Below are 12,265 nucleotides of genomic sequence, written 5' to 3'. Positions count from 1 at the left end.
CCCGAGGGAAGGGGACGCTCGTGGGCACCGGGAACCCGCTACGGGTCGGGATCGTCGTGTTCGACGACGCCGAGGAGCTCGACGTGGTCGGGCCGTTCGACGTCCTGGCCGCGTGGGCGGCGCACTCCGCGCTGCGGCCCGAGGTCGTGACGTTCTCGGCCGACGGGTCGGGCGTGCGGTGCGCGAAGGGGCTGCGGCTGGTGCCGGACGCCTCGCGGGACGACGTCGGCCCGCTGCACGTCCTGGTGCACCCGGGCGGCCGCGGCACCCGCGCGCTGGCCCGGGACGCGGAGCACCTGGCGTGGGTCCGGGACCTGCGCCGGGAGACCGCGCTGCTGACGTCCGTGTGCACCGGCGCGCTGGTCTACGCCGCGGCCGGCCTGCTGGCCGGGCGCCCGGCGGCGACGCACTGGGCCGCGGTCGACGAGCTCGCCGAGCTGGACCCGAGCGTGCTGGTCGACACCGAGGCGCGGTTCGTGGACGACGGCGACGTCGTGACGAGCGCGGGCGTGTCCGCCGGGATCGACATGGCGCTGCACCTGGTGGCGCGGCTGGAGTCGCCGGACGCCGCCCGGGCCGTGCGCCGGGGCATCCAGTACGACCCGGCCCCGCCGGTCTGACGAGACTCGGGCGCACGGACGGCCCGTAGCCGGCGATCCACCTGACAGTGGAAGGTTGTGACCGACACGCCGGCGGCGTGTCGGTCACAACCTTCCACTCGGGGCCCGACCCCGGCCGTCAGACCGCCAGGCGCGCCAGCAGCAGGGCCTCGGCGAGCACCACGCGCTCCAGCTCGCCCAGGTGCACCGACTCGTTCGCGCCGTGCGCCCGCGAGTCCGGGTCCTCGACGCCGGTCACCAGGATCGCCGCGTCGGGGTACACCTCGAGCAGGTCGGCGATGAACGGGATCGACCCGCCGATGCCGATGTCGACCGGCTCGGTCCCCCAGGCGTCCGCGAACGCGGCGCGCGCGGCCTGCATCGCGGCGGAGTCGGCCGGCGCCTGGAACGGCTTGCCCAGCTCGCCGTCGCGGACCGTGACCCGGGCGCCGAACGGCGCGTGGCCCTCGAGGTGCGCGCGCAGGGCCGCCAGCGCCGCCGCCGGGTCCTGCCCGGGCGCGATGCGCATCGACAGCTTGGCGGTGGCCTTCGGCGCGATGGTGTTCGACGCGGTGGCGACGCGCGGCGCGTCCAGGCCGATCACCGCGATCGTCGGACGGGTCCACAGCCGCGCGGTGAGCGGGCCGGTGCCGGCCAGGGTCACGCCGTCGAGCACGCTCGCGTCGGCGCGGAACGCGGCCTCGTCGTAGTCGACGGTCGGGTCAGCGGCCGTGACCAGGCCCTCGACCGCGACGTCGCCCGCGTCGTCGTGCAGCGTGGCGATCAGCCGGGACAGCAGGGTGACGGCGTCCAGCACCGGGCCGCCGAACATGCCCGAGTGCACCGCGTGGTCCAGCACGGCGACCTCGACCTCGAGGTCCACCAGGCCGCGCAGCGACGTGGTCAGGCCGGGGACGCCGACCTTCCAGTTCGACGAGTCGGCGACCACGATGACGTCGGCGCGCAGCAGGTCGGCGTACGTGTGCAGGAACCGGGTGAAGGACGGCGACCCGACCTCCTCCTCGCCCTCGACGAACACCGTGACGCCGACCCCCAGGTCCTCGCCGAGCACCCGCAGCGCGCCGAGGTGCGCCACGACGCCGGCCTTGTCGTCCGCCGCGCCGCGGCCGAACAGCCGGCCGTCGCGCTCGGTCGGCTCGAACGGCTCGGTGTCCCAGTCCTCGCGGGCGCCCGGGGGCTGCACGTCGTGGTGCGCGTAGAGGAGCACGGTGGGCGCGCCGGCCGGGGCCGGGCGGCGGGCGACGACCGCGGGGGCGCCGGGGGTGCCGTCGGGGCGCTCGACCGAGAGGATCTGCACCTCGGGCAGGCCGGCCTCGCCGAGCAGGCGGGCGACGTGGTCGGCGCTGGCGGCGACGTGCGCCTGGTCGAAGTCCGCGTTCGAGACGCTCGGCACGCGGACGAGGGCCTCGAGGTCCGCGCGGACGCCCGGGAAGGCGGCGGCGACGCGGGCCCGCAGGTCGGCGACGGCGGACGGGGAGGCAGCGGGGGTGGCGGTGGGCTCTGTCACGGATCGCCACGCTACTCGACTACCCTGGAGGGGTGTTCGGACGCAGCAAGGACAGCACCTCCCCCGCGGAGCAGGCCACCCCGGGTCTCGTCGAGGAGACCCCGGGCCTGATCGAGGCCGGGAAGGGCCGCCCCACCCCCAGGCGGAAGACGGCCGAGGCCGCCAACCGCCGGCCGCTCGTGCCCCAGGACCGCAAGGCCGCGGCCAAGGACGCGCGCGCCGCCCAGCGCGCCGAGCGCGACAAGCAGTACAGCGCGATGCAGACCGGCGACGAGCGGTACATGCCCGCCAAGGACAAGGGACCCGTGCGCCGGTACATCCGGCAGTACGTCGACGCCCGGTGGAGCCTCGGCGAGCTGTTCCTGCCGGTCGCGATCGTCATGCTGCTGCTCAACATGCTGCTGACGTCGGTCAGCCCGGAGCTGGCGTTCCTGGGCCTGGTCGTGCTCTACCTGTTCATCATCGGCATGGTCGTCGACGTCATCATCATGTGGCGCAAGCTCCGCAAGCGGCTCACCGCCAAGTTCGGCGACGCGGGCCAGCAGCGCGGGCTGATGATGTACGCCGTCACCCGGGTGTTCCAGATCCGCCGCGCCCGGCTGCCGAAGCCGCAGGTCAAGCACGGCGACTACCCCGAGTGAGCCGGCGCCCCTAGACCGTCCTAGGGTGGTGGCATGGTCAACTACCGCCACCTGGGCCGCTCCGGCCTCAAGATCTCCGAGATCACCTACGGCAACTGGCTGACGCACGGCTCGCAGGTCGAGAACGACGCCGCGACCGCCTGCGTCCGCGCCGCGCTCGACGCCGGCATCAGCTCCTTCGACACCGCGGACGTCTACGCGAACACGGTCGCCGAGGAGGTGCTCGGCGAGGCCCTCAAGGGCGAGCGCCGGCAGTCGCTGGAGATCTTCACGAAGGTCTACTGGCCGACCGGCCCCAAGGGCCCGAACGACACCGGCCTGTCCCGCAAGCACATCATGGAGTCGATCGACGGCTCCCTGCAGCGCCTGCAGACCGACTACGTCGACCTGTACCAGGCGCACCGCTACGACCACGCGACGCCGCTCGAGGAGACGATGCAGGCGTTCGCCGACGTCGTCCGCTCCGGCAAGGCGCTCTACATCGGCGTCTCCGAGTGGACCGCGGACCAGATCCGCGCGGGCCACGCGCTGTCGAAGGAGCTCGGCTTCCAGCTGATCTCGAACCAGCCGCAGTACTCCGCGCTGTGGCGGGTCATCGAGCCCGAGGTCGTCCCGACGTCCGAGGAGCTGGGCGTGTCCCAGATCGTCTGGTCCCCCGTGGCGCAGGGCGTGCTCACCGGCAAGTACAAGCCGGGCCAGCCGCTGCCCGAGGGCTCGCGCGCGACGGACGAGAAGGGCGGCGCGAACACCATCAAGCGCTTCCTGGACCAGCCGAACGTGCTCGAGCGCGTGCAGGACCTCACCCCGGTCGCGAACGAGCTCGGGCTGTCGCTCGCGCAGCTCGCGGTGGCCTGGGTGCTGCAGAACACGAACGTCGCCGCGGCGATCATCGGGGCCTCGCGCCCCGAGCAGGTCACCGAGAACGTCAAGGCCTCCGGGGTCGAGATCCCGGCCGAGCTGATGACGCGGATCGACGAGATCCTCGGCGACGCCGTGATCGCGGACCCGGCGGAGACGGCGAAGAACTCGCCCGCCTCGCGCTGACGTCCCCGCACGACCGCAGGGCCGGCTCCCCCTCGGGGGTGCCGGCCCTGCGGTCGTCTCCGGGAGCGCGGCCCTAGCGGCCCTCCCCCGGCTCGGCCGGCTCCGCGGCGGCGACCGCGGGCGGCACCGGGACCGTCAGCCGCGGCAGCAGCCAGTGGATCAGCGGCCCGATGCCGAGCGCGTAGGCCAGCGTCGCGAACCCGAGCGTCCCGCCCAGCGCCCAGCCGACGGCGACCACGGTCACCTCGATGGCGATCCGCACCGGCCCGACCGGCCAGCCCGTGCGGGCGACCAGGCCGGTCATCAGCCCGTCGCGCGGGCCCGGGCCGAGGCGGGCGCCGATGTACAGCGCCGAGGCGAGCCCGTTGAGCACGATGCCCGCCAGCACCATCCCGACCCGGGCGGCCAGGGGCAGCGCGTCCGGCAGCAGGTCGAGCAGCGCGAGGAACGGGTCGATCAGGACGCCGATCAGCACCACGTTCGCGACCGTGCCGATGCCGGGCCGCTGCCGCAGCGGCCACCACGCCCCGAGGATCAGCACGCTGAGCACGATCGTCACCGTGCCGAGCGACCAGCCGACCTGCCGGGACACGCCCTGGCTCAGCACGTCCCAGGGCATGTTGCCGAGCCCGGTGTGCACGAGCAGGGCGATCGAGGCGGCGTACAGGACGAGGCCGCCGACGAGCTGGGTCGCGCGGCGTCCGGCGTGGGCCGGGCGGCGCGGGGCGGCGCCGGCGGGCGCGGGGTCGGGGGCGGCCACCGTCGCGGCGGTGGCATCGGGCTTCGCGGTCACGGACTCATCATCGGCGCCGACCGGCCTTCCCTTCGATAGCCACTTCCGCAAGAGTGGCCTCATGTCCACGCTCCTCGTGTCCGACCGTCGGATCGGCGGCACCGGGCTGTCCGCCGTGCTCGGGAGCTGGCGGCGCCCCGGCCCCGCGTACGCCGCGCTCGCCGACGCCGTCCGCCGCGCGATCCTCGCCGGCGACCTGCCGCTCGCCACCCGCGTACCCGGGGAGCGGGAGCTGGCCGACGTGCTCGGGGTGTCCCGCACGACGACCTCGGGAGCGTACGGGCTGCTGCGCGACGAGGGGTACCTGGTGAGCCGCCAGGGATCCGGCACCGTGACCGCGCTGCCCGGCGACCGCGCCCGCGGCGGCGCCGCGCTCCCCCTGCACCGGCCGCTCGCGACGGACGGGGTCGTGGACCTGACGATCGCGGCGTGCCCCGCGCCGCGCGAGCTGCACGACGCGGCCCGGCGCGCGGTCGACGCGCTGCCCCGGCACGCCGGCCACGGCTACGCGCCGCTCGGCCTGGACGTGCTCCGCGCGGCGATCGCCGACCGGTACACCGCCCGCGGCACGCCGACGACCCCGGACCAGGTGCTGGTCACGACCGGCGCCCAGCACGCCATCGCGCTGCTCATGCGGACGCACGCCGGCCCGGGCGACCGGGTCGTCGTCGAGCAGCCCACCTACCCGCACGCCATCGACGCGGCGCGGTCGGTCGGCGCGCGGCCGGTGCCGGTGCCGACCGGGCGGGACGGGACCGACCTGGACCTCCTGGAGTCGACGGTGCGGCAGGTCGCCCCGCGGCTGGTCTACCTGATCCCGGACCACCACAACCCCACCGGGGCGACGCTGGACGGCGCCGCGCGGGAGCGGGTGCGGGCCCTCGCGCGGCGGACCGGCACCGTCGTGGCGGGCGACGAGGTGCTGACCGACCTCACGCTCGACGGCCCGGCGCCGGAGCCGTTCGCCGGCGACGGCCACGCGCCGCGGGTGGTCGCCATCGGGTCGATGTCCAAGAGCCACTGGGGCGGGCTGCGGGTCGGCTGGCTGCGCGGGCCGGCGGACCTCGTGGCCCGGCTGGCCCTGGCGCGACGGAGCGCGGACCTCGGCACGGCGGTGCTGGACCAGCTGGTCGCCGTGGAGCTGCTGCGGCTCGGCGAGGCGCCCCTGGCCGAGCGCCGGGACCGGCTGCGCGCGGGCCGGGACCTGCTGGTCGCGCTGCTCGCGGAGCGGCTGCCCGGGTGGCGGTTCGCGGTCCCGCGGGGCGGCCAGGCGCTGTGGGTCGACCTCGGGGCGCCGGTGTCGTCGGCGCTGAGCGCGCTCGCCCTGGCGCACGGCGTGCGGGTGGCGCCCGGCCCGGCGTTCGGGGTGGACGGCGGGCTCGAGGACCGGCTGCGGCTGCCGTTCACCGTCGAGCCCGACGAGCTGCGCCGGGCGGTCGACGGGCTGGCACTGGCGTGGGCGGCGCTCGGCGCGCCGGGGCGCGCGGACGCGGGGGCGGTCGGCGCCGGCACCGCCGCGGCGGTGCCGGGACTGGTCTGAGCGCGCGGCGCGGGCACCGCGGCGGCCGGATAACGGGTGGACCCGCCGCGGGGGCGACCGTACGGTGCGGGCGTGGCGAACACCCTGATGGTCTCGGAGCCGGCCGGCCACGCGTCGCCCGTCCCGCCACCCGGGATCGACCTCCGGCCGATCGGCGAGCCCGACCTCGCGGAGGTGGGGCACGCCTACTGGCGCGCCTACCGGGGCACGCCGGACGAGATGCCCCCGGCCGGGGCGGCCGCCGACGTCCTCGCGGCCTGGCGCGGCGAGTACGGCCGCTGGCTCACCGCCGGGTGCGTCGCCGCGCGCGCGGAGGGGCAGATCGTCGGTGCCGTCATCACGGTGACGGACGCCCCCTGGCCGGACGTGCCGCGCGGTCCCTTCGTCACGGACCTGTTCATCGTGCCCGGGATGCGGCGGCGCGGCATCGGCCGGTCGCTCGTCCAGGCGGCGCTGTCGGGGTGCCGGACCGGCCTGGGCCTCCGAGTCGACGACGCGGCACCCGGCGCCCGCGCGCTCTACGACTCGCTCGGGTTCCGACCCGTCGGCTGAGCCCGCGCGGGATCACCGCACCGGACCCGGCGCGCCCACCCGACCCGGGTCGCGCCGTCAGTCCCGCGGCCGCGCCGTCATCTGCTCCGGCACGGCCCCGAGGTCGTACGCCGGCGGCACGAGCGCGCCGTCGTTCCGCAGCACCGCCGTGCGCGCGCCCTGGTCCCGCAGCGTGCGCCAGTGCGCGCCGAGCCACTCCTCGGCGTCGTACCGGGTGCCGAACACGGGCGACAGCGGGCGGTCGAGCACCTCGCCGGACGCGCCCGCGAGCTCCCACGCCCACTGCGGGTGCAGGGCGGTCACGCGGCACCCGCCGGGGTGGCCGCGCGGGCCGCCGCGTCGCGTGCGAGCGCCCGGCCGATCCGGGACGCCCAGAACGGGCCCTCGTAGATGAAGCCGGTGTAGCCCTGCACCAGGTCGGCGCCCGCGGCCAGGTAGGCGCGCGCGTCCGCCGGGGTGGTGATGCCGCCGACGCCGATCACCACCCGGTCCGCGCCGAGCCGGTGCCGCAGCCGGGCGACGACGACGAGCCCGCGGTCGAGCAGGGGCGGCCCGGACAGGCCGCCGGGCCCGAGGTCGTGCGCGATCGTGGTGTTCACGGCGACCACGCCGTCGAGGCCGAGCTCGGTGACCAGGTCCGCCACGGCGTCGACGTCGGCGTCCGCCAGGTCGGGGGCGATCTTGACCAGCAGCGGCACCCGGGGCCGGCCCGCCGCGGCGGCCGACTCGTCCGCGGCGGCGCGGGCCGCCTGCAGGATCGGGCGCAGCGCGTCCACCGACTGCAGGTCGCGCAGGCCGGGCGTGTTCGGCGACGACACGTTGGCCACCAGGTAGTCGGCGTAGGGCGCGAGCAGGCCCGCGCTGGTGGCGTAGTCGTCGGCGGCGTCCTCGGGCGCGGTGACCTTGGTCTTGCCGATGTTCACGCCGACGACGAGCGCGCGGCCCGAGGCGGTCGAGCGCAGCCGGCGCAGCCGCTCGGCCACCGCCGCCGCGCCCTCGTTGTTGAAGCCCATCCGGTTGCGCAGGCCGCGCCGGTCGAGCACGCGCCACAGCCGCGGGGCCTCGTTGCCGGGCTGCGCGTGCGCGGTGACCGTGCCGATCTCGACGAACCCGAAGCCGAGCATCGTCAGCCCCGGGACGCCCACGGCGTTCTTGTCGAAGCCCGCGGCGAGCCCGAAGGGCGACGGGAACGTGCGCCCGAGCACCCGGACCGCGCCGGACGGCGGCGGGGTGAGGGCGGCGCGCAGCGCGCCGTTCAGGACGGGGACGCGGGAGGCGACGCGGATGGCGCGGAACGCCAGGTGGTGCGCCTGCTCCGGGTCGATGCGGGCGAAGACCTGGCGGAAGAGGAGGCCGTACACAACGGCCAACCTACTGGTCCGCGGAGGCGGACGGCCGGGACCGGGTGTGCCAGAGCCACGCGACGCCGAGGAACGGCAGCACCAGCGGGACGTAGCCGTACCCCTGGCCGTACACCGACCACACCGTCTGGTCGGGCAGGTCGCCGGCGTCGACGACCGACAGGGTGCCGACCGCCAGCACCCCGACGAGCTCCACCCCGACGGCGGCCCAGGCGAGCCCGCGGCGGTCGGTCGCGAGGGCGATCGTGGCGACGACGTAGACGAGGGCCGCGAGGGCGGACAGCAGGTACGCCAGCGGCGCCTCGTCGAACTTCGCGACGAGCTGGTAGCCCGCGCGGGCCGTCGCGGCGAGGGCGAAGACGCCGTAGATCGCCACCAGGACGCGGCCGGGGCCGGAGGCGGTGCTCTCCGGGGCACCGGGCGCGGGGGCTGCCGTCACGCGCCGGCCCAGGTCTGGTCGAGCCGCAGCTGCAGGAACGCGACCGCCACGGCCGCGATCAGCAGCACCACCGACGACCACCGGGTGCGCTCGGCGAACGCCCACAGCGCGGCCGCGGGCAGCAGGATGAGCTGGGTCACGACGTAGCCCCAGAACACCACCGGCTCGTCAGGCACGGTGCCGGTCGCCTGGCGCACGCCCGCGACGACGGCCTGGACCACCAGCAGCCCCTCGACGACCGCCGCGCCCCACAGCTGCCGGAGCACCACGGCGCGGTCCCGGACCGCGAACACCAGGGCCCACGCGGCCAGCGCGAGGGCGGCCGCGGCGACGGCGTAGAGCAGGGGCGGGGTCACGGGGCCCCACGGTACCCGGCGGCGGCGATAGCATCGGCGGGTGCCCCGAGTGACGCTGACCTCCGCGAACCCCGCCCGCCAGACCGCCGACGCGCTCGTCGTCGCGGTCGCCAGCAGCCCCGCCGGCCCCCGGGTCGTGGGCGCCGACTGGCTGCCCGCCGAGACCGTCGAGCAGGTGACCGGCCTCGCCGGCGCGCTCGGCATCACCGGCGCCGTCGACGAGGTCCGGCGGCTCCCCGCCGCGGGCGCGCTCGCCGCGAGGACGGTCGTGCTGACCGGCGTCGGCCCGCTCGACGAGGTCGCCCCGGACGCCGAGACGCTGCGCCGCGCCGCCGGCGCCGCACTGCGTGAGCTGACCGGCGTCGCGTCGGTCGCCGTCGCGCTGCCGGCCGAGGACGCGGAGCAGGTCGCCGCGGTCGCGGAGGGCGCGCTGTTCGGCGCCTACGCCTACACCCGGTACCGCTCGGGCGGCGACGCGAAGGCCCCGGCCGCCGAGATCACCGTGCTCACCCCCCGCGCCCGCGACAAGTCGGCGACGAGGGCCCTCGCCCGTGCGGAGGTGCTGGCCGCCGCCGTGCACGGCGTGCGCGACCTGGTGAACGCCGCCCCGAACGACCTCTATCCCGCCGCGTTCGCCGACGCCGCCAAGGCCGCCGTCAAGGACACCGGCGCCAAGGGCGTCAAGGTCACCGTCCTGGACGAGAAGGCGCTCGCCGCCGGCGGCTACGGCGGCCTGCTCGGCGTCGGCCAGGGCTCCGCGCGCCCGCCGCGCCTGGTCAAGGTGTCCTACTCCCCGTCCCGCCCGGCCGCCAAGGTCGCGCTGGTCGGCAAGGGCATCACGTTCGACTCCGGCGGCATCTCGATCAAGCCCGCCGCGGGCATGGACGCGATGAAGTCCGACATGGCCGGCGCCGCCGCCGTGCTGCACACCGTGCTCGCCGCCGCCCGGCTCGAGCTCCCCGTCGCCGTCACCGGCTGGCTGTGCCTCGCCGAGAACATGCCGTCCGGCACCGCGCAGCGCCCGTCCGACGTGCTGACCATCCGCGGCGGCAAGACCGTCGAGGTGCTCAACACCGACGCCGAGGGCCGGCTCGTCATGGCCGACGGCCTGGTCGCCGCGGTCGAGGAGAAGCCCGACGTCGTGCTCGACATCGCGACGCTCACCGGCGCGCAGCTCGTGGCGCTCGGCCCGCGCGTCTCCGCCGTCATGGGCGACGACTCCACCCGCACCGAGGTCGTGGACGCGGCCGGCGCCGCGGGCGAGGCGTTCTGGCCGATGCCGCTGCCCGCCGACCTGCGCGCGGGCCTGAAGTCGAAGGTCGCGGACCTCGCGAACATCGGCGACCGGTTCGGCGGGATGCTGACGGCCGGCATCTTCCTGCAGGAGTTCGTCGGGTCGACGCCGTGGGCGCACCTCGACATCGCCGGCCCCGCGTTCAACGAGAAGGCGCCGTTCGGGTACACCCCGGCCGGCGGCACCGGCGTGGGCGTCCGCACGATGCTCGCGCTGATCGAGGCCCGCGCGATCCGCTGACCCCGCGGCCGCGGCCGCCCGCACGACCCCGAGCGCCCGGCGCCCCCTCCCCGGGGCCGCCGGGCGCTCGTGCGTCCGGCGCCGACGCTGCGCTCTCGCCGAGATAGGACCCGCACGCCGAGATAGGACCCTGGACGGCCCTATCTCGGCAGAACGGTCCTATCTCGGCGCGAGCGGTCGGCCCGCCCGGCCGCGGGTCAGCGCGGGTCGGCCGCCCGGCGCGCGGCGCGCTCCCGGGCCGCCCGCTCCCGCTCGATGCGCTGCCGCGAGTTCCAGTCCCGCATCCGCTGGGGGTAGCCGGTCTTCTGCACGTCGTAGAACGGGATCCCGATCTCCTTCGCGATGTCCCACCCGGCCCGGCCGTCGGGCACGCGGCGGCGCGTCCACTCGCCGTCGGTCGCGATGAGCATGAGCGTCGTCTGCGTGACGTTCGTCTGCGGCTCGAGGTACGCCTCGACGCCCACGCGCGTGCGCGCGAACTCGCGGAGGTGCTCCACGATCTCCTCGCGGGCGGCGCGCCCGGTCGGTGGCGCGTCCGGCGCGGCGGGGGCCGGGCGGCGGCGGGAGAACAGACCCATGGCGGGAGCGTAACGGCGCACGCTGGACCCGGGCTGGGAATCACCCGGGCGCCACGCAGGCGCCCGCCGTGCCCGCGCGGCCGCCCGCGCCCGCCCCGGCACCGGCCGCGGACGCCGAGACATGGGATGACTGTTCCGAGAATCACACGCGGGCCCCGGTCATCTGGGTCGTCCGGCCTACGCGGGGATGACAAGATGACCCAGGAACAACCGCGTTCCCCTATGTCTGCGCCGGAGGAGTCTTCACGTGTCCGACACGACCGGATCCGCTTTCGACATCGTCGTCCTGGGCGGAGGGAGTGGCGGCTACGCGGCTGCGCTCCGCGGTGCCCAGCTCGGCCTCAGCGTCGCCCTGATCGAGGGCGACAAGGTCGGCGGCACCTGCCTGCACAACGGCTGCATCCCCACCAAGGCCCTGCTGCACGCGGCGGAGCTCGCCGACAACGCCCGCGACGGCGCGCACTTCGGCGTGCAGACGCAGCTCACGGGCATCGACATGAACGGCGTGAACGCCTACAAGGACTCGGTCATCGGCCGGCTCTACAAGGGCCTGCAGGGCCTGATCAAGTCCCGCAAGATCACCGTGTTCGAGGGCTACGGCAAGCTCGTCGCCCAGGACACGGTCGAGGTCAACGGCGAGCGCGTCACCGGCCGGAACGTCATCCTCGGCACCGGCTCCTACGCCCGGTCGCTGCCCGGCCTGGAGATCGCCGGCCGCGTCATCACCTCGGACCAGGCGCTCAAGCTCGACTACGTGCCGAAGTCCGCGATCATCCTCGGCGGCGGCGTCATCGGCTCCGAGTTCGCCAGCGTGTGGAAGTCGTTCGGCGTGGACGTCACGATCATCGAGGCGCTCCCCCACCTGGTCCCGAACGAGGACGAGGCGCTGTCCAAGGCGTTCGAGCGCCAGTTCCGCAAGCGCGGCATCAACTTCAACCTGGGCGTCCGGTTCTCGGGCGTCACCCAGGACGACAACGGCGTGCACGTGTCGCTCGAGGACGGCAAGACCTTCGACGCGGACCTGCTCCTGGTCGCCGTCGGCCGCGGCCCCCGCACCGCCGACCTGGGCTACGAGCAGCAGGGCATCACGCTCGACCGCGGCTTCGTCATCACGAACGACCGCCTGCACACCGGCGTCGGCAACATCTACGCCGTCGGGGACATCGTCCCGGGCCTGCAGCTCGCGCACCGCGGCTTCGCCCAGGGCATCTTCGTGGCCGAGGAGATCGCGGGCCTGAACCCGCAGCCGATCGTCGAGTCCGGCATCCCGCGCGTCACGTACTCCGACCCGGAGGTCGCG

14 protein-coding genes are annotated in these 12,265 nt (G+C 75.8%); 7 read left to right on the top strand and 7 right to left on the bottom strand.

The window, feature by feature from the left end:
* Positions 1-20: 20 nt before the first annotated feature.
* On the top strand, positions 21-620 hold the full coding sequence (locus VER05_RS07330; protein WP_324844725.1) for a DJ-1/PfpI family protein: 600 nt from the start codon (positions 21-23) through the stop codon (positions 618-620).
* 118 nt (positions 621-738) lie between these two features.
* Here VER05_RS07330 and VER05_RS07325 read toward each other — a convergent pair whose 3' ends face one another.
* Positions 739-2,127 carry a dipeptidase gene (locus VER05_RS07325; RefSeq protein WP_324844724.1) on the bottom strand — a complete coding sequence of 463 codons (1,389 nt, stop codon included), beginning with the start codon at positions 2,125-2,127 and terminating at the stop codon, positions 739-741.
* 32 nt (positions 2,128-2,159) lie between these two features.
* On the opposite strand from VER05_RS07325, the gene VER05_RS07320 reads away from it, so the two are divergent.
* Together VER05_RS07320 and VER05_RS07315 are read left to right on the top strand one after the other, a co-directional pair.
* A complete protein-coding gene (locus VER05_RS07320) occupies positions 2,160-2,768 on the top strand; it encodes a DUF3043 domain-containing protein (protein WP_324844723.1) in 609 nt (202 codons plus the stop codon).
* A gap of 33 nt (positions 2,769-2,801) precedes the next feature.
* The gene (locus VER05_RS07315; protein ID WP_324844722.1) at positions 2,802-3,812 is read left to right on the top strand and encodes an aldo/keto reductase family protein; all 1,011 of its coding nucleotides are present in this window, start codon (positions 2,802-2,804) and stop codon (positions 3,810-3,812) included.
* Between the two features lie 73 nt (positions 3,813-3,885).
* Here the strand turns inward: VER05_RS07315 and VER05_RS07310 are convergent, their stop codons facing one another.
* On the bottom strand, positions 3,886-4,605 hold the full coding sequence (locus VER05_RS07310) for a hypothetical protein (RefSeq protein ID WP_324844721.1): 720 nt from the start codon (positions 4,603-4,605) through the stop codon (positions 3,886-3,888).
* A 61-nt stretch (positions 4,606-4,666) separates the two neighbouring features.
* Here VER05_RS07310 and VER05_RS07305 point away from each other — a divergent pair, with 61 nt between their 5' ends.
* Both VER05_RS07305 and VER05_RS07300 read left to right on the top strand, forming a co-directional pair.
* Complete coding sequence (locus VER05_RS07305; protein WP_324844720.1) at positions 4,667-6,145, top strand: PLP-dependent aminotransferase family protein; 1,479 nt, start codon at positions 4,667-4,669, stop codon at positions 6,143-6,145.
* A 72-nt stretch (positions 6,146-6,217) separates the two neighbouring features.
* Positions 6,218-6,697, top strand: coding sequence for a GNAT family N-acetyltransferase (locus VER05_RS07300; protein WP_324844719.1), 480 nt, complete (start codon positions 6,218-6,220; stop codon positions 6,695-6,697).
* Positions 6,698-6,754: 57 nt separating this feature from the next.
* On the opposite strand, the gene VER05_RS07295 is transcribed toward VER05_RS07300, so the two are convergent.
* The 4 genes from VER05_RS07295 to VER05_RS07280 are packed head-to-tail and all read right to left on the bottom strand — an operon-like array spanning position 6,755 to position 8,853.
* A complete protein-coding gene (locus VER05_RS07295) occupies positions 6,755-7,000 on the bottom strand; it encodes a hypothetical protein (RefSeq protein ID WP_324844718.1) in 246 nt (81 codons plus the stop codon).
* Complete coding sequence (locus tag VER05_RS07290; RefSeq protein WP_324844717.1) at positions 6,997-8,058, bottom strand: quinone-dependent dihydroorotate dehydrogenase; 1,062 nt, start codon at positions 8,056-8,058, stop codon at positions 6,997-6,999. The genes VER05_RS07295 and VER05_RS07290 overlap by 4 nt, the downstream gene beginning before the upstream one ends.
* A 10-nt stretch (positions 8,059-8,068) precedes the next feature.
* Positions 8,069-8,497: a hypothetical protein gene (locus VER05_RS07285; protein WP_324844716.1), complete on the bottom strand. Its 429-nt coding sequence runs from the start codon at positions 8,495-8,497 to the stop codon at positions 8,069-8,071.
* The gene (locus VER05_RS07280; RefSeq protein ID WP_324844715.1) at positions 8,494-8,853 is read right to left on the bottom strand and encodes a hypothetical protein; all 360 of its coding nucleotides are present in this window, start codon (positions 8,851-8,853) and stop codon (positions 8,494-8,496) included. The genes VER05_RS07285 and VER05_RS07280 overlap by 4 nt, the downstream gene beginning before the upstream one ends.
* Before the next feature lie 40 nt (positions 8,854-8,893).
* On the opposite strand from VER05_RS07280, the gene VER05_RS07275 reads away from it, so the two are divergent.
* Entirely contained in the window at positions 8,894-10,387 is a 1,494-nt protein-coding gene (locus VER05_RS07275; RefSeq protein ID WP_324844714.1) for a leucyl aminopeptidase, read from the top strand.
* 197 nt (positions 10,388-10,584) lie between these two features.
* Here the strand turns inward: VER05_RS07275 and VER05_RS07270 are convergent, their stop codons facing one another.
* Entirely contained in the window at positions 10,585-10,965 is a 381-nt protein-coding gene (locus VER05_RS07270; RefSeq protein WP_324844713.1) for an oxidoreductase, read from the bottom strand.
* A gap of 247 nt (positions 10,966-11,212) precedes the next feature.
* On the opposite strand from VER05_RS07270, the gene VER05_RS07265 reads away from it, so the two are divergent.
* On the top strand, positions 11,213-12,265 hold a 1,053-nt coding region (locus VER05_RS07265), incomplete at its 3' end, for a dihydrolipoyl dehydrogenase (RefSeq protein ID WP_324844712.1).

This window comes from Cellulomonas sp. (genome assembly GCF_035634735.1).
GTDB lineage: Bacteria > Actinomycetota > Actinomycetes > Actinomycetales > Cellulomonadaceae > Cellulomonas.
Note: the sequence above shows the minus strand (reverse complement) of the source record. Positions and strands in the feature narration are given on the sequence as shown.

What these genes read in the sequence shown, in the direction of transcription:
- VER05_RS07315 (WP_324844722.1), top strand. Translation starts at nt 2,802, where the DNA reads ATGGTCAACTACCGCCACCTGGGCCGCTCCGGCCTCAAGATCTCCGAG.
- VER05_RS07305 (WP_324844720.1), top strand. Translation starts at nt 4,667, where the DNA reads ATGTCCACGCTCCTCGTGTCCGACCGTCGGATCGGCGGCACCGGGCTG.
- VER05_RS07270 (WP_324844713.1), bottom strand. Translation starts at nt 10,965, where the DNA reads ATGGGTCTGTTCTCCCGCCGCCGCCCGGCCCCCGCCGCGCCGGACGCG.